Source organism: Haloarchaeobius pelagicus (assembly GCF_051207375.1).
In the GTDB taxonomy this organism is placed as follows: Archaea; Halobacteriota; Halobacteria; order Halobacteriales; family Natrialbaceae; genus Haloarchaeobius.
Genome location: NZ_JBPJZD010000001.1, coordinates 633,800 through 648,011 on the forward strand (window position 1 = coordinate 633,800; position 14,212 = coordinate 648,011).

General features: G+C 67.0%; 17 protein-coding genes. 6 read left to right on the forward strand and 11 right to left on the reverse strand.

All coding sequences use genetic code 11. From position 1 onward, the window contains the following. Positions 1-100 precede the first annotated feature (100 nt). Positions 101-1,939: a flippase-like domain-containing protein gene (locus ACSC1S_RS03250; RefSeq protein ID WP_435363139.1), complete on the forward strand. Its 1,839-nt coding sequence runs from the start codon at positions 101-103 to the stop codon at positions 1,937-1,939. Positions 1,940-1,950: 11 nt separating this feature from the next. On the opposite strand, the gene yjjX is transcribed toward ACSC1S_RS03250, so the two are convergent. Then, positions 1,951-2,499 carry an inosine/xanthosine triphosphatase gene (gene yjjX / locus ACSC1S_RS03255; protein ID WP_435363140.1) on the reverse strand — a complete coding sequence of 183 codons (549 nt, stop codon included), beginning with the start codon at positions 2,497-2,499 and terminating at the stop codon, positions 1,951-1,953. Positions 2,500-2,730: 231 nt separating this feature from the next. Between yjjX and ACSC1S_RS03260 the strand changes: the two genes are divergently transcribed. Continuing rightward, positions 2,731-3,684 carry a transcription initiation factor IIB gene (locus ACSC1S_RS03260; RefSeq protein WP_261650386.1) on the forward strand — a complete coding sequence of 318 codons (954 nt, stop codon included), beginning with the start codon at positions 2,731-2,733 and terminating at the stop codon, positions 3,682-3,684. Between the two features lies 1 nt (position 3,685). On the opposite strand, the gene ACSC1S_RS03265 is transcribed toward ACSC1S_RS03260, so the two are convergent. Then, positions 3,686-4,192: a GNAT family N-acetyltransferase gene (locus ACSC1S_RS03265; protein ID WP_435363141.1), complete on the reverse strand. Its 507-nt coding sequence runs from the start codon at positions 4,190-4,192 to the stop codon at positions 3,686-3,688. Positions 4,193-4,291: 99 nt separating this feature from the next. Here ACSC1S_RS03265 and ACSC1S_RS03270 point away from each other — a divergent pair, with 99 nt between their 5' ends. Both ACSC1S_RS03270 and ACSC1S_RS03275 read left to right on the forward strand, forming a co-directional pair. Next, on the forward strand, positions 4,292-4,990 hold the full coding sequence (locus ACSC1S_RS03270) for a type I 3-dehydroquinate dehydratase (RefSeq protein WP_435363142.1): 699 nt from the start codon (positions 4,292-4,294) through the stop codon (positions 4,988-4,990). A 23-nt stretch (positions 4,991-5,013) separates the two neighbouring features. After that, a complete protein-coding gene (locus tag ACSC1S_RS03275) occupies positions 5,014-5,415 on the forward strand; it encodes a DUF6677 family protein (protein WP_435363143.1) in 402 nt (133 codons plus the stop codon). Between the two features lie 25 nt (positions 5,416-5,440). Here the strand turns inward: ACSC1S_RS03275 and ACSC1S_RS03280 are convergent, their stop codons facing one another. The 4 genes from ACSC1S_RS03280 to ACSC1S_RS03295 all read right to left on the reverse strand — a co-directional run bounded on the left by ACSC1S_RS03280 (position 5,441) and on the right by ACSC1S_RS03295 (position 8,523). Next, positions 5,441-6,658 (reverse strand): 3-dehydroquinate synthase II, encoded by a 1,218-nt coding sequence (locus ACSC1S_RS03280; RefSeq protein ID WP_435363144.1) that lies wholly within the window; start codon positions 6,656-6,658, stop codon positions 5,441-5,443. Positions 6,659-6,711: 53 nt separating this feature from the next. After that, complete coding sequence (locus ACSC1S_RS03285) at positions 6,712-7,275, reverse strand: hypothetical protein (RefSeq protein ID WP_435363145.1); 564 nt, start codon at positions 7,273-7,275, stop codon at positions 6,712-6,714. Positions 7,276-7,337: 62 nt separating this feature from the next. After that, positions 7,338-7,898 (reverse strand): hypothetical protein, encoded by a 561-nt coding sequence (locus tag ACSC1S_RS03290; protein ID WP_435363146.1) that lies wholly within the window; start codon positions 7,896-7,898, stop codon positions 7,338-7,340. A gap of 73 nt (positions 7,899-7,971) precedes the next feature. Beyond that, positions 7,972-8,523: a hypothetical protein gene (locus tag ACSC1S_RS03295; RefSeq protein ID WP_435363147.1), complete on the reverse strand. Its 552-nt coding sequence runs from the start codon at positions 8,521-8,523 to the stop codon at positions 7,972-7,974. A gap of 90 nt (positions 8,524-8,613) precedes the next feature. Between ACSC1S_RS03295 and ACSC1S_RS03300 the strand changes: the two genes are divergently transcribed. Next, the gene (locus tag ACSC1S_RS03300) at positions 8,614-9,291 is read left to right on the forward strand and encodes an HAD family hydrolase (protein WP_435363148.1); all 678 of its coding nucleotides are present in this window, start codon (positions 8,614-8,616) and stop codon (positions 9,289-9,291) included. 3 nt (positions 9,292-9,294) lie between these two features. On the opposite strand, the gene ACSC1S_RS03305 is transcribed toward ACSC1S_RS03300, so the two are convergent. Beyond that, positions 9,295-9,864, reverse strand: a complete 570-nt coding sequence (locus tag ACSC1S_RS03305) for a SprT family zinc-dependent metalloprotease (RefSeq protein WP_435363149.1) — start codon at positions 9,862-9,864, stop codon at positions 9,295-9,297. A 123-nt stretch (positions 9,865-9,987) separates the two neighbouring features. On the opposite strand from ACSC1S_RS03305, the gene ACSC1S_RS03310 reads away from it, so the two are divergent. Continuing rightward, complete coding sequence (locus ACSC1S_RS03310) at positions 9,988-10,446, forward strand: hypothetical protein (protein ID WP_435363150.1); 459 nt, start codon at positions 9,988-9,990, stop codon at positions 10,444-10,446. Here ACSC1S_RS03310 and ACSC1S_RS03315 read toward each other — a convergent pair. From ACSC1S_RS03315 to trpC, 4 genes are read right to left on the reverse strand one after another with little or no spacing between them, the layout of a single operon-like run. Continuing rightward, positions 10,443-11,243, reverse strand: coding sequence for a 2-amino-3,7-dideoxy-D-threo-hept-6-ulosonate synthase (locus ACSC1S_RS03315; RefSeq protein WP_435363151.1), 801 nt, complete (start codon positions 11,241-11,243; stop codon positions 10,443-10,445). The genes ACSC1S_RS03310 and ACSC1S_RS03315 overlap by 4 nt on opposite strands. Before the next feature lie 27 nt (positions 11,244-11,270). Continuing rightward, the gene (trpA, locus tag ACSC1S_RS03320; RefSeq protein WP_435363152.1) at positions 11,271-12,098 is read right to left on the reverse strand and encodes a tryptophan synthase subunit alpha; all 828 of its coding nucleotides are present in this window, start codon (positions 12,096-12,098) and stop codon (positions 11,271-11,273) included. Beyond that, entirely contained in the window at positions 12,095-13,393 is a 1,299-nt protein-coding gene (gene trpB / locus ACSC1S_RS03325; protein WP_435363153.1) for a tryptophan synthase subunit beta, read from the reverse strand. The genes trpA and trpB overlap by 4 nt, the downstream gene beginning before the upstream one ends. Beyond that, the gene (gene trpC, locus ACSC1S_RS03330) at positions 13,390-14,142 is read right to left on the reverse strand and encodes an indole-3-glycerol phosphate synthase (protein WP_435364580.1); all 753 of its coding nucleotides are present in this window, start codon (positions 14,140-14,142) and stop codon (positions 13,390-13,392) included. Before trpC ends, trpB begins: the two co-directional genes overlap by 4 nt. Between the last annotated feature and the right edge of the window lie 70 nt (positions 14,143-14,212).

Below are 14,212 nucleotides of genomic sequence, written 5' to 3' on the forward strand. Positions count from 1 at the left end.
GCCAAACACCCCCGCACAACGTTTTGCAACGCTTCTTGGTACGGGTGGTTAATCGGGACGTTCAGAAGCTACTTAGGTGCCGATGGCTCATTTCCTCCCAATGAGTACGGTCGACGTGAGCGTCGTCCTCCCCGCCTACAACGAGGAGAAGACCATCCGCTCCACGGTGGAGACGACGCTCGCCACACTCGAATCTTTCCTCCCGGCCGACGCCTTCGAGGTCATCGTCGCCGAGGACGGCTGCGACGACCGGACGCCGGACATCGCGGACGAGATGGCGGCCGCGGACGACCGCGTGCGCCACTTCCACTCCGACGAACGCCTCGGCCGCGGTGGCGCGCTCGAACGGGCGTTCGAAGCGAGTCACGGGGACACCCTCGTCTACTTCGATACGGACCTCGCAACGGACATGAAGCACCTCGAAGAGCTCGTCGAGAGCATCCGGAGCGAGGGGTACGACCTCGCGACGGGCTCGCGCTGGATGGCGGGCCGCGAGGCGGACCGACCTGCCAAACGCGGCATCCCGAGCCGTGGGTTCAACTTCCTCACCCGGCTGTTCCTGCGCTCGGACCTGCGCGACCACCAGTGCGGGTTCAAGGCGTTCGACCGCGAGGCGTTCCTCGCGCTCCAGCACGAGGTCGAGGACAACCACTGGTTCTGGGACACCGAGATGCTCGTGAAGGCCCAGCGTCGCGGCTTCCGGGTCAAGGAGTTCGCCGTCGACTGGGAGCCAAAGGGCGACACCAAGGTCGACCTCGTTCGCGACGTGTTCGGCATGGGGAGTCAGATCCTCCGGACGTGGTGGGAGCTGTCGGTCCAGCCGCGTGTGAACCGGCGCGTCAGCCTCGTCGCCGGGACGCTCCTCTCGACGGTCGCCATCCTGCTGATGGCGTTCTACTATCTGGAGTGGGAGACGGTGCTCGAGCACATGAGTGCGGCCGAGCCGACGCTCGTGCTCGCCTCGGCGCTCGTCTACCTGCTCTCGTGGCCCATCCGGGGGCTTCGCTACCGCGACATCCTCGAAACCATCGGGTACGACAGCGACACGAGATTCCTGACCGGCGCGATATTCATCAGCCAGACGGGGAACCTCGTGTTCCCGGCGCGACTCGGTGACGGCGTCCGTGCGTACGTGATGAAGATGCGACGGGACGTCCCGTATCCGTCGGGCTTCGCGTCACTCGCCATCGAGCGGGTGTTCGACCTGCTGACCATCGCCGGGCTCGCCGGCGCGGTGATGCTCTCGCTCGTCGCGACGGGGAGCGCGGACGACATCGCCAACGCCCTCGCGGGCAAGGCGATTCCACAGGAGTACGCCCAGTATCGCTCGGCGGCGGAGTACGCCTCGTACGTGGCAGCAGGCGTCGGTCTCGCGGCGGTCGCCGCGGTCACCGCCATCTTCGCCTCGGCCCGGTCCGACCGTGACCTCGTGAGCCCGTTCGTCGCGCGCTTCAGCGACGACTCCTACGCCATCATGGTCGTGAACGTCATCAGGGGATTCGTCACGGACGTCCAGTCCGTCACGAAGGACAGCAAGGCGTTCGCGGTGGTCGGCTCGACGAGCCTGCTCATCTGGACGCTGGACGTGGTGACCGCGATGGTCGTGATGGGTGCGGTCGGTATCGACCTCCCGCTGGCACTGTTCGTCACGGTCGGCTTCTTCGCGGTGAGCGTGGGGAACCTCGCGAAGGTCCTGCCGCTCTCACCGGGTGGCATCGGTCTGTACGAGGGGGCCTTCACTGCGCTCGCGGTCGGGCTGGCTCCCGGAATCTCGGTCGAACTCGCCATCGCTGCGGCGGTCGTCGACCACGCGGTCAAGAACGTCGTCACCATCGTCGGCGGGCTCACCTCGATGGTGTCGCTGAACGTCTCGCTCACCGAGGCGGTCGAGGAGAGCACCGACGCCCGGGAGGCGGCGGAGCCGGTCGGACAGGAGTAAGGAGACCGGTTTCAGGACCGGTAGTGTGCCGTCACGAACGGCCCCAGTGCGCCAGCGACCGCGTTCTCCAGGGCGTCCTGTCGGTCGATGGCACCGCCGGTGAACACGCCGACTGCACCCTCGCTCCGGGCGACGTCGTCGCGGTCGAACTCGTCGTTCATCACCGGGCCGAGCTCTTCGCCGTCGCGGACGCGCGTCGCGACGCCGTCGGGGAGGCGGATGCTCGGGCCGGCGGCGCGCTCGACACGGTTCCCGTCGAACACGGCCGCCCACATGATGAGGTGGAGGTCCGCGGGGGCGCCGGCATCGTCCGAGCGGGGCTCGGGCGTGAGGTCGGCCACGCCGCCTTCGATGCCGACGGCGAGGTCGAACGCGCCCGTCTCGTAGGCGCGCCGGGCACGGTTCGCTGCGCCCATGATGGTCTCGTCGAGGCCGCGGGGCTGTTCGGGCACGCCCGAGTCCACGGCGACGGGCTCGATGGCCACGCCGGGGAGTGTTTCGAGGGCGCGCTCGGTCGCTGCCACCTTCACGGGGTTCTGGCTCCCGATGGCGACTCGCATTGCACGATGACATGGGCGGCAGGCAAATGTGCGTTGTCATCGCCGCTCGGACAACCCTACATTAAGTTTCCTATTTTATCGCGAGTTTGGCCGTATCACATAGGAATTCGTGGCATATAGGGAAAAATTCCACAACATTTAATACCTGCCTCCACATCGCACATCTACAGCACCAGCGCTTCCGGGTTTCTCCAGGACAGCTCCTGCCCGGTAGCCCCCGCCTTCGCACCCATGCCAAACGCACGAACCCGAACACGAGTAAGCAGTACAGAAGAGGAAACGACCGACAGCAGTCTCCAGTGCCCCGAATGTAGCGGCAACGTCGTCAGTGAGGGCTCCGAGACGGTCTGTGGCGATTGTGGTCTCGTCGTCGAAGAGGACCAGGTCGACCGCGGCCCGGAGTGGCGCGCGTTCGACGCCCAGGAGAAGAACGAGAAGTCCCGCGTCGGTGCCCCGACGACCAACACCATGCACGACAAGGGCCTCTCGACCAACATCGACTGGCGGAACAAGGACGCCTACGGGAACTCCCTCGGCTCGCGCCAGCGTGAGAAGATGCAGCGCCTGCGCAAGTGGAACGAGCGCTTCCGCACCCGCGACTCGAAAGAGCGCAACCTCAAACAGGCGCTCGGCGAGATCGACCGCATGGCCAGCGGTCTGGGGCTCCCGAAGAACGTCCGCGAGACCGCCTCGGTCATCTACCGGCGCGCGCTCAACGAGGACCTGCTCCCCGGCCGGTCCATCGAAGGCGTCGCAACGTCTGCCGTCTACGCCGCCGCGCGCCAGGCCGGCGTCCCCCGCAGCCTCGACGAGATCGCCGAGGTCTCCCGCGTCGAGAAGAACGAGGTCGCACGCACCTACCGCTACGTCGTCCGCGAACTCGGGCTCGAAGTCGCGCCCGCCGACCCCGAGAGCTACGTCCCGCGCTTCGCGTCCGGGCTGGAGCTCTCCGACGAGGCCGAACACCGCGCGCGCTCGCTCCTGAAGAACGCGAAGGAGAAGGGCGTCCACTCCGGGAAGTCCCCGGTCGGCCTCGCGGCCGCCGCGGTGTACGCCGCCTCCCTCCTCACGAACGAGAAGACCACGCAGGCCGCCGTCAGTGACGTGGCCGACATCTCCGAGGTCACCATCCGGAACCGCTACCACGAGCTGCTCGAGGCCGAGGACAACCTCGGTCTCGTCTGAGCTACAGGTCGAGAAACGCCGCGTCGTAGGCGACGCGGCCACCGATTCTCTCGTCTCTCCCGTCCCCCAGCCACCGCACCTGGAAGTCCTCGTCCGGTAGCTCGAACGGGTGGTCGAGGCCGTACGGCGTCGCCGGTTCGAAGCCGAACCGTGCGTAGAACGCCGGGTCGCCGTGGAGGACCACGAGGTCGTATCCTACCGCGGCACAGGCAGCCAGCCCGTGCCGAACGAGGGCGCTGCCGATGCCCTCGCCCTGTCGGTCGGGATGAACCGCGACGGGTGCGAGCGTGAGCGCCGCGTCGGTTCCCGGCACCGAGACCTCGGTGAACAGCACGTGGCCGACGACCCGCTCGCCGTCCTCGGCGACGATGGACAGGTCGGGCACGAACGCCTCGCTCTCACGCAGGGTCGCGACGAGTTCGGCCTCGTCGTCGGTCGGGAACGCGGCGCGGTGGACCGCTTCGACTGCGGCCCGGTCGGCGGCCGTCTCGGGACGGAACTGACACACGACTGTTCCGATGGGTGACGGCGGATTCACCGTTTCGGTGCCGCGACAAGGGATGACGGTTCGCGCAGGCTTTTGCCGGTCGCCACGCAACGCTCCCCCATGGACTTCGACTCCTTCGTGCTGTGTGCGAGCACCAGCGACCTGCGCGAGGAGCCGGCGGCTCGGGACCACGCCGACGCCGTCGAGTTCCGGATGGACCTCGCAGCCGACCCGCTCGCAGCGCTCGACGAGTACGACGGCGAGCTTCCGATTCTGGCGACGAACCGCGTCGACTGGGAGGGCGGCGAGGCGGCCGACGACCCGGCCCGGCTGGCGGCACTCGCGACCGCCGCCGAACACGAGGCGGTCGAGGCGGTCGACATTGAACTCGCTGCCTTCACCGACGATGCAGATGCTGTTGCTGCCCGCGCAGCCGAGCAGGCCCGCGAACACGGGGCCAAGATCGTGGTCTCGGCACACGACTTCGAGGGGGCCTACGACGCCGAGGAGATGGCCGAGACGCTCGACGCCGCCGGCGACTACGGTGACGTGGCCAAGCTCGCCATCGCGGCCGAGGTACCCCTGGACGTGCTGGAACTGCTCGCGGTGACCCGCGAGTTCGCGGCCGAGGGGGAGTGCGTCGCGACCATGGCCATGGGCGAGGTCGGGAGTCACTCACGGGTCGTCGCACCGACGTACGGGTCCCGAATCGGCTACGCGCCGGTCGACCCGGCAGACGCCACGGCACCCGGGCAACTCCCCCTCGAGACGATGCGGGAGCTGGTGTCGACGCTGTCGACGAAACCCGAAACCTATTGACGTAGTATCGATAACCCGGCTCCATGGTTCGCGTGCGCGTCGTCGTGGCTGTCGTGCTCTCGTTCGTCTTCCCGGGCCTCGGCCACGCCTATCTCCGCCGCTGGGCGCGGGCGCTGCTGTTCGTCGGTCTCTTCATCACCGTCACGGCGCTGGCGCTGCCCGAGGCCGCGATCACCTCGTTCGACTCGATCATCGCGGTCACCCAGCGCGTCTCCAATCAGGTGTCGCTCTCGGAGAGCGTGGCGATGAGCGTGGTCGAGATCGCCGCGATGACCGACGCCTACCTGCTGGCGAGCAGCTCGCTCCGCGCAGAAGAGGGGGGCCCGCGGTGTCCGAACTGTAAGAAGGAACTCGACGGCGAGATCGACTTCTGTCCGTGGTGCGCCCAGGAGATAGACGACCTTCGGCGCGTGCAGCACGAGTGAAAGACGGGGCACGCGGCGCGAGAACTTACTTCTCGATGATAGACTCCTCGATGGCCTCGCCGAAGTGGCGGGCCTTGTCCTCGTGGTAGAGGAGCACCTCGTCGCCGGGTTCGAGTTCGGTGACGGCCTTGCGGCCCTCGCGGGTGTGGACCTTGATGGTCTCTGCGTTCTGGAGCAGCGTCTCGACGCGGTCCTCGCCCTCGTCGTCGTCGATGGCGAGTTCGATGCGGAACATCGGACGCTTCTCTATCTTCGCGCGGCCGACGATGACCTCACGGGTGTTCCCGTTGGTGTCGACGACCTGCACCTCGTCGCCGGACTTCAACTCGGAGAGATACTTCGTCCCCCCGCCCGGAGTGCGGACGTAGGCGTGGACCGCACCGGCGTTGACCCGGAACGGCCGGGAGGCGACGTACGGCGATTCGGCCGTCTCGGCGTGGACGAAGACGAGCCCGCGCGCCATCGAGCCGATGAGCATCCCCTCGTCGTGGTCGAGCAGCGAGCCGGTGTCGATGCAGACGCGGTCTGCACTGCCGGTCTGTTCGATGGCGGTGACCTCGGCCCAGCCCATGTCCAGCTTCTCACGGTCGGCCGCGTCACGAGCATCGACGGTGTCGCGGATCTCGCCGGGGTCGTCGCTGTCCAGCAGGACGGCGTCGGAGCCGTGTTCGAGCGTCTCGAACGCGGTTCTCGCGTCTTCGGCGGTCTCGACACCCGCGATGAGCGTCGTGTCACCGCCGATGCGGGCGATGAGGTTCTCCAGCGGGATGATGGTCCAGTCCTCACCGACGACGATGGTGTAGTCGGCGACCGACGCGACCTCCTCGGCCAGCTTCTCGTACTCCTTCCCGAGGATGCGGACGTAGCCGCCGCTGGCGTTGCCTCGCCGAATCGTCGAGAGGTCCGCGGACCCGGAGAAGTCGGTCGGGAAGTCGATGGTGCCGTCACCTTCGCCGTCCTTGCCGACGACGTAGGCGTCGGGCTCGGCGAGGCCACCGTCGCTCTCTATCTCGTCGCCCTCCTCGTCGCCGCTCTCGGCGTCGGTGATGACGTCGACGTCGCCCGCCGTTCGGAAGGCAGCGATGTTGACCGCGCCGAGTTCGCGGACCCTCGCCACGTCCGTATCGTCGACGAGCACCCAGTCGACGCCGGCTTCCAGTCCCGCGGTGATGCGTCGTTTTCGAGCCTCCCAGTCGCCGACGGAGCCGTCGGCTTTCAGCCAGACTTCGCGTTCTGTGGTCATACCACGAAGTGGGACAGGGCGTTGCTTTAACGTGGCGGAAGTGGCGATTGTGCTCAGTTCAGGACGCTGCCGGCGAGAGATGCGACGAGTGCGCCGATGGCACCGACGAGACCGCTGAGCGTGCCGTTCAGCAGAACCCCGACCGTGTCGTAGGGCGGGACCGTCTCGTCGAAGGGAAACGAGTTCTCGACGACGGCGAACTGGCTGTGGGGAATCCACGTGCTCGCCAGGAAGAAGAGGACACAGCCGACGAGTGCACCAGCCATCACGGCCGGCACTGCCTTGCGGCGCGACCCCTCACGGTGGACTCCGGCGACGAAGGCCACCATGGTCGCCAGGACGGGCGCGAAGTACGGCACGAAGATGTACGCCAGTCGCCCCAGCTCGTTCTGGTACGCCTGCGCGCTCACCTCGTCGCCCGAGGCGGCGAGTTCCAGCATGGTCGAATCTCCGAACTGGCCGACGACGACGGGTAGTAAGCCGACTGCGACCCCGAGGGCAAAGAGGGCGAGCGCGACGACGCCGAACTGGCGGAGGAGGGTCCGGTCGGTCAGCACCGCGGCGATGTCACCGAGTGTGATGACATCGTCGTAGGGGGACTGTTCAGGGTTGGACATGGTTCAGGACTCACCCGCGAGGAATATATCTCTTTCTCGTCACGTCTGGTCGACTGGACGACTCACTCCATGATGCCGCCCACGAGTGCGCCACCGAGCGCACCTACCGCCCCAGTGATACCGACGAGTGCGCCGTTCAGGAGTACGCCTGCCGTGTCGTACGGTGGGATCGCCTCCTCGAAGCCCCACGACCCTTCCGCGACGGCTAACTGTGTGTGACCGATTCCGGTACTCACGAGGACGAACAGGAGACAGCCGACGAACGCGCCGCCCGCCACGAACGGGAGCACTCTTCGCCACGGTCCCTCGCGCCTGAATCCGGCGATGAACGCGACGGCCGCGGCCAGCAGCGGCGCGAGGTAGGGGCCGAAGTCATAGATGCTGCGCGACACACCGTTCTGGTGTTGTTGTGTCGTGGCCGCGAACCGCGAGGGTTGGTCCAGGATGTTCGGGTCGCTGAATCCTCCGTAGAGAACGGGTACCAGCCCGAACGCGAGACCTGCCGTCAGTAGTGCGAGCGTCACACCGGCGAACTGCCGGACCACGACTTCGTCTGTCAGCGCGGACTCGATGGCATCGAGCGTGATGCGGTCGTCGGGGGAGGACTGTTCAGGGTTGCTCATGGTCCAGCCCTCACCTTCGAACGATATATCTTTTGACAAGCACGTCCGCCCGGACTCCCGTGAACCGGTCCCGTCATCTCATGAGACTGCCAGCGAGGCTTCCACCGAAGGCACTGACTGCGCCCACGATACCTGTGAGTAGTCCGGTTACCAGATGGGCAGTCGTGTTGTACGGTGGGACCTCGTCCCGAAACCCGACGAATCTCTCGACGATACCGAACTGGCTGTGTGCCAGCGCAGAACTCGCGAGGACGAACAGGAGACAACCGACGAACGCGCCGGTCACAGCGGACACGGCCACCATTCCACGGTTTGCAGCAGTGCGGGCACCAAGGGCGACGCCCACGACACAGGCGAGCATCGGTGCGAGAAGGGGTGCGTAGTTGAACACCATCAATGCGGTGAGGTTCTGTCGCATCTGGCTTCCAAACTCGGGCGGGTAGAGGAACAGGGGGTCGCCGAATTCGCCGTACAGTACCGGGACCAGTCCGAACGCGACTCCGCCGACCGTGAGCAATCCGGCGACCACGGCGAGCTGCCGGAGCGCCCCCTCGCCTGTGAAGACTGCCGCGATGTCGCGGAGGGTGATGACATCGTCGTATGGGGAGTTCTCAGGGGTGGACATGTCACACTATTTTTCGATAGCCGTGAAATAGATTGCCTCCAGCGTTCCCCTCGACAGCTCTTTGTCCCTCTACCCGCTACTCTCGCCCAGATGACGGCCCCCGCCACGGTTCTCTTCGACCTCGACCTGACCCTCTGTGCCTCCACACAGGACCGCGACACGCTCCTCTCCCGGACATTCGACGCCGTCGGCGTCGACCAGTACTGCGAGCCCGCGGACCTCGGTGCGGTCGTCGGCGAGGTGGAGACGGCCGAGACCGAACACGAGTTCTACGCCTCGATCTTCGCCGCGGCGGCCGACCGCGCCGGCGTCGAGGACGTGCCCGCCGACGCGCTCGCCAGCGCCCACGCCGACCTCGTGGACCACTCGGCGGTCGAGTTCTGCCCGGGCGCAGAACGCGCCCTGGAACACGCCCGGACCCACGCCGAGAGCGTCGGGCTCGTCACGAACGGCGGCGAGGAGAGCCAGACCACGAAATTAGAGTCACTCGGCATCGCGGGCGACTTCGACGCGACGGTGTTCGTCGACCCCCGCAACGGCGTCGAGCCGAAGCCCCACCCCGCGCCGTTCGAGCGCGCGCTGGGCGCGCTGGATGCGGTGCCGGAAGCGACCATCCACGTCGGCGATTCCCTCCGGTCGGACGTGGCCGGGGCGAACGCCATGGGCATCGGCTCGGTGTGGGTGCCCTACGACGCCGCGAGCCACGATGGCGACCACTACCCGACCCACCAGCTCGACTCGCTCCACGAGTTCGAGACGGTCTTCTGAGTCTCACCAGTCGTCGCCCAGTTCCTTCCTCGCCTGCTGGTACCCCCGGTGGTCCCGCCAGGTCTCCCCCGAGTCGACGTGTTCGACCACGTATGGAGACTGGCAGACGCCACATCGGTAGCCGTCGGCGGGTTGTTTCACCGGTTTCGAGGCGCGGTGCCGGGCCGCCCGCCAGTCGCAATCGCTCGTCACGCAGCGCAACACGTACCGCGGCTCCGAGAACGTCTCGCAGTGTCGCGGGGCGTCGAGTTCCGCGGCCTTCTGCCGGAAGCGCGCGCCGTGTCCCGACTCGCCGTACTGCTGGAACTCCCAGGCGTGGACGAGTTCGTGCCGGATGGTGTCGGTGAACTGCCGCCAGCCGAAGGCGCGGTACGCCTGCCAGGTGAGGACGATGGTGCAGGTCTCGTCGCCGGGATGGTAGCGACACGCGCCCGCGCGCCGCTTCGCCCGCTTCGACACCTCCCAGTCCACCCGGTCGAGGTCGACGTCGATGTCGACCGTGCTGGCGTACGTCTTCGCCCAGGCACAGAGGTCCGCGGGCGTGTCGGGGTCTGGGGTGCCGGTCTCGCTCACGGTTGCATCCGTGACCGGATTCGACCTAAGCGTTCCGGCGGCAGAGCCGCCCAACGGTTCCGGCGTGGCAGTACCTGTCGGGACGACACAAAGTTCATGCCCGATTCGCGGGTCGATACGAATATGTCCTCCATCACCGACAGGTTGCCGTCGTTCGCGCAGGTGGAGACCGCGCTCGCACTCTTGCTCATCGCGAGCCTCGCGGGCATCCTGCTCTCCAGTGGGAGCCTCATCGGGGCCGCCTTCGAGGGGAACTGGCTCCTCACCGTCCTCCTGGTCCCGGTGTTCCTGCTCCCGGCGGTCGTGATACTCCACGCACTCGTCGACCTGTACCGGGCCATCGACGGCGACGACGCGACCATCGAAGATGCCCTCGGGCACCTGGCGCGCGTGCTCCCGGCCGGAGCGTTCTTCACCGGTGTCTGGCTCGTCACGCAGATCGACCCGGACGCCGAGTTCGACCCGAGGGCCCTCATCGCGGTCATCCTCCTGTTCGTCGGAACCGTGGCACTGGTCGGGATGGTACTGGCACAGGCTGGCTGGCGACTGCTCCGAGGAACGAATACGAGAACAGAAACTTAGACTTCCATCGCGAAACCGCCGCGCTTCAGCGCTTCGTCGACGCTCACGTCGTCGTGGACGATTGCCGAGACCGCGCGAGCGATGCTCTCCGGGGATTCGTGCTGGAAGATGGAGCGGCCCATCGAGACGCCGGCCGCGCCGCCGTCCATCGCGCCGCGGACCATCTCGACGGTCTCACGGTCGGTGCCCTTCGAGCCGCCGGCGATGACGACCGGGAGGCGGGTCGATTCGGTGACGTGCTTGAAGGAGTCGCCGTCGCCGGAGTAGCCCGTCTTGACGATGTCCGCGCCGACCTCTTCGGCGAGGCGGACCGCGTGGCCGAGCGCCTCGGGGTCGTCACTCTCGACGTCAGGGCCGCGGGCGTACGCCATCGCGAGGACCGGCATGCCGTAGTCGGCGGCCTCGGCGGTGACCTTCGAGAGCTGCTCTATCTGGCCGGGTTCGTAGTTCGAGCCGACGTTGATGTGGAAGGAGACGGCGTCGGCACCGACCCGGATGGCCTCTTTCACGGTGCCCGTCATGCGTTTGTCGTTGGCGTCGGGGCCGATGACCGTCGAGGCGTTGAGGTGGACGATGTAGCCCGCGTCGTTCTTGTGCTCGTGGACGCGGGGGGCGATGCCCTTCTGCGTGAGGACCGCGTCCGCGCCGCCACGCGTGACCGCGTCGATGGTCGATTCGATGTCCTTCAGTCCCTGTACAGCGCCGAGTGTGATTCCGTGGTCCATCGGGACGATGACGTACTTCCCGTCTGTCCCGATGCGCTCCAACCGTGTCTTGAGTCCTGTGTCTGTGTTCATGTATGTCACTGTGTAGCAAACAATCCGTTATGTCCCTTCTGGTTCGGGTACTCCTTGCGCGTAACCGGCCCGGACGCCCTCTGCGAGTTCTCTCGCCTTCTCCTCGAGGCGCTGGGGGACGTCGTCGCCCTCGGGGTCGCCGTACTCCGCGACGATGTCCACGAGGGCGCTGCCGACGATGACGCCGTCGGCTCCGCCGGCCACGATACGCTTGGCATGGTCTCCGGTCGAAACACCGAAGCCGACGGCCTTGGGGATATCGTACTGACAGATGCGACTGAGAGAATCGGACGTCTGGTCGCTCACGTCGTCTCTGGCCCCGGTCGTGCCGAGTCGCGCCTGCACGTACACGTAGCCGGAGGTCTGTTCCATCATGCGTTCGAGGCGCTCGCCGCGGGTCGTCGGCGCGATGATGAAGATGAGGTCGAGCCCGTACTCGTCACACGCCTCGCGGAGCGGGTCGGACTCCTCGGCCGGGAGGTCCGGCACGACGAAGCCCGAGATACCGACTTCGGCGGCACGCTTCACGAAGGGCGTGGGGCCTTCGTCCTCACCGTACTGGTAGATGAGGTTGTAGTAGGTCATACAGACCAGTGGTACCTCGACGTCGAGCGACTCGACGAAGTCGAAGTACACGTCGGGGGTGACCCCGGCTTCGAGTGCGCGGACGACCGAGGCCTGGATGGTCGGTCCTTCCGCGATGGGTTCCGAGAACGGCAGGCCGAGTTCGATCACGTCGGCCCCGCCGCGTTCGAGCGCCTTCACGTACTCTCGGGTGCGTTCGACGCTCGGGTCGCCCACGCAGAGGTACGGCACGAAGGCGGGTTCGTCGAAGGCGTCGCTGAGGCGGCTCATTGGTCTCCCTCCTTCCCGACCTGGGTAAAGACGTCCATATCGGGCGCACCCGGGATGTTCCGCTTCTCGGTCTCCTCGATGACCGCTTCGAGGTCCTTGTCACCGCGCCCGGAGACGTTGATGACGGTCACCTCACCCAGCTGGTCCGAGTGCTCGGCCGCGAACGCGACCGCGTGGGCGGACTCCAGTGCGGGGATGATGCCCTCGTGCTGGCTCAGGTGGTGGAAGGAGGCGAGTGCCGCGTCGTCGTCGACGTTCACCGGAGTCACCCGTCCCTCGTCGACGAGGTAGGCGAGCTCCGGGCCGACGCCGGCGTAGTCCAGGCCAGAGGAGATGCTGTGGCTCTCGACGATGTTCCCGTCCCTGTCCTGCAGGAGCTTCGTCCGGGCCCCGTGGAGAATCCCTTCAGAGCCGGTCGAGAGCGACGCCGAGTTCGGGGCGACGCCCGTCTCGTCGTCGACCTCCAGCGAGGACCCGCCCGCCTCGACGGCGAACAGGTCCACGTCCTCGTCGTCGACGAAGTTCGCGAAGGTGCCCATCGTGTTCGAGCCGCCGCCCGCGCAGGCGACGACCGAATCCGGCAGACGACCCGCCTGTTCCTGTATCTGGCGGCGGGCCTCCTCGCTGATGACGGCCTGGAAATCTCGCACCATCGACGGGAACGGGTGCGGGCCGACCACGGAGCCGATGACGTAGTGGGTGTCCTCGACGTTGGTCGCCCAGTCGCGCATCGTCTCGTTGATGGCCTCCTTGAGGGTGCCACGCCCGGCGGTCACAGGGTTGACCTCGGCCCCGTTCAGGCGCATGCGGAACACGTTGGGACGCTGGCGAGCGATGTCGCGGGTCCCCATGTATATCTCGCACGGGAAGTCGAGGTGGGCCGCCGCCATGGCCGTCGCGGTGCCGTGCTGGCCCGCGCCGGTCTCGGCGATGATGCGTTCCTTGCCCATGTACTTCGCGAGCAGCACCTGCCCGAGCGCGTTGTTCAGCTTGTGTGCGCCCCCGTGGAGCAGGTCCTCGCGCTTGAGGTACACCTCTATCCCATACTCCTCGCTGAGGCAGTCGGCCCGCTGAAGCGGGGTCGGGCGGCCGCCGAAGTCGCGAAGTCGGCGGCGGAACTCGTCCATGAAGCCGTCCTCGTTCTCCAGGACGTAGCGCTGGTAGGCGTCTTCGAGCTCCTGAATCGCAGGCATCAGGGCTTCCGGGACGTACTGGCCGCCGTAGCGGCCGAACGTTCCCGGTCGGTCGAGTGTCGGTTCCTCGGTCGTCGTCCCGTCGTCGTCGTCAGTACTCATGCGTTCACCAGGTTGCGTGTGTTCGTCTCCACGTCGCCGTCCATTATCGCGCTGCCGACGAGCAGCCCATCCGCGCCAGCGTCGCGCATCCGCCGCGCGTCCGCGGGCGTCGTGATTCCGGATTCGGCGAGCAGTGTCACGTCGTCCGGAACGTGGGGCGCGATGGACTCGAATGTGTCGAGGTCGACGACCAGTTTCGTGAGGTCGCGGTTGTTCACGCCCACCAGCGTCGCCCCGGCGTCGAGGGCGGTCTCCAGCTCGGCCAGCGTGTGGACCTCGACCAGCGGCTCGAAGCCGCGGTCGCGGGCCGCCTGGATCATCCCTTCGAGGTCGTCGAGGAATCGCACGATGAGCAACACCGCGTCGGCCTCGACGGCATCGAGGTGGGCCTCCTCCAGCAGGAAGTCCTTGCGCAGCACGGGGACGTCGACCGCCTCGCGGATGCGTTCGAGGTTCTCCGTGCTCCCGCCGAAGTGCTCCGGCTCCGTGAGAACCGAGATGGCGGCCGCGCCGCCCGCGACCATCTGTCTCGCCAGCTCGACCGGGTCGTCGGTCCGCGAACCCTCTGTCGTCGGACTCGTCGGCTTCACCTCCGCGATGACGGGTGTCCGCCCGTCGGCCGCGGCGGCCGCGAGCCCATCGACGAGCGACCGCGATTCCACCGAGACGCGCCCGTCAGGCGTCTCTCGCCGCGCCGCAGCGTCCAGAATCGACTGGACCGCTGGCGCAATATCCTCAGTAGCGTTCATCATCGTACATTGATGTGCTAATATGTACATAAGCCTTGCGCACGCCTCAGAGAATCGCATAGTGCTGCTG

Excerpts from the sequence above, each read along its gene's own strand:
- ACSC1S_RS03250 (WP_435363139.1), top strand. The coding sequence starts at position 101 with ATGAGTACGGTCGACGTGAGCGTCGTCCTCCCCGCCTACAACGAGGAG.
- yjjX (WP_435363140.1), bottom strand. The coding sequence starts at position 2,499 with ATGCGAGTCGCCATCGGGAGCCAGAACCCCGTGAAGGTGGCAGCGACC.
- ACSC1S_RS03260 (WP_261650386.1), top strand. The coding sequence starts at position 2,731 with ATGCCAAACGCACGAACCCGAACACGAGTAAGCAGTACAGAAGAGGAA.
- ACSC1S_RS03270 (WP_435363142.1), top strand. The coding sequence starts at position 4,292 with ATGGACTTCGACTCCTTCGTGCTGTGTGCGAGCACCAGCGACCTGCGC.
- ACSC1S_RS03275 (WP_435363143.1), top strand. The coding sequence starts at position 5,014 with ATGGTTCGCGTGCGCGTCGTCGTGGCTGTCGTGCTCTCGTTCGTCTTC.
- ACSC1S_RS03280 (WP_435363144.1), bottom strand. The coding sequence starts at position 6,658 with ATGACCACAGAACGCGAAGTCTGGCTGAAAGCCGACGGCTCCGTCGGC.
- ACSC1S_RS03285 (WP_435363145.1), bottom strand. The coding sequence starts at position 7,275 with ATGTCCAACCCTGAACAGTCCCCCTACGACGATGTCATCACACTCGGT.
- ACSC1S_RS03290 (WP_435363146.1), bottom strand. The coding sequence starts at position 7,898 with ATGAGCAACCCTGAACAGTCCTCCCCCGACGACCGCATCACGCTCGAT.
- ACSC1S_RS03295 (WP_435363147.1), bottom strand. The coding sequence starts at position 8,523 with ATGTCCACCCCTGAGAACTCCCCATACGACGATGTCATCACCCTCCGC.
- ACSC1S_RS03300 (WP_435363148.1), top strand. The coding sequence starts at position 8,614 with ATGACGGCCCCCGCCACGGTTCTCTTCGACCTCGACCTGACCCTCTGT.
- ACSC1S_RS03310 (WP_435363150.1), top strand. The coding sequence starts at position 9,988 with ATGTCCTCCATCACCGACAGGTTGCCGTCGTTCGCGCAGGTGGAGACC.
- ACSC1S_RS03315 (WP_435363151.1), bottom strand. The coding sequence starts at position 11,243 with ATGAACACAGACACAGGACTCAAGACACGGTTGGAGCGCATCGGGACA.
- trpA (WP_435363152.1), bottom strand. The coding sequence starts at position 12,098 with ATGAGCCGCCTCAGCGACGCCTTCGACGAACCCGCCTTCGTGCCGTAC.
- trpB (WP_435363153.1), bottom strand. The coding sequence starts at position 13,393 with ATGAGTACTGACGACGACGACGGGACGACGACCGAGGAACCGACACTC.
- trpC (WP_435364580.1), bottom strand. The coding sequence starts at position 14,142 with ATGAACGCTACTGAGGATATTGCGCCAGCGGTCCAGTCGATTCTGGAC.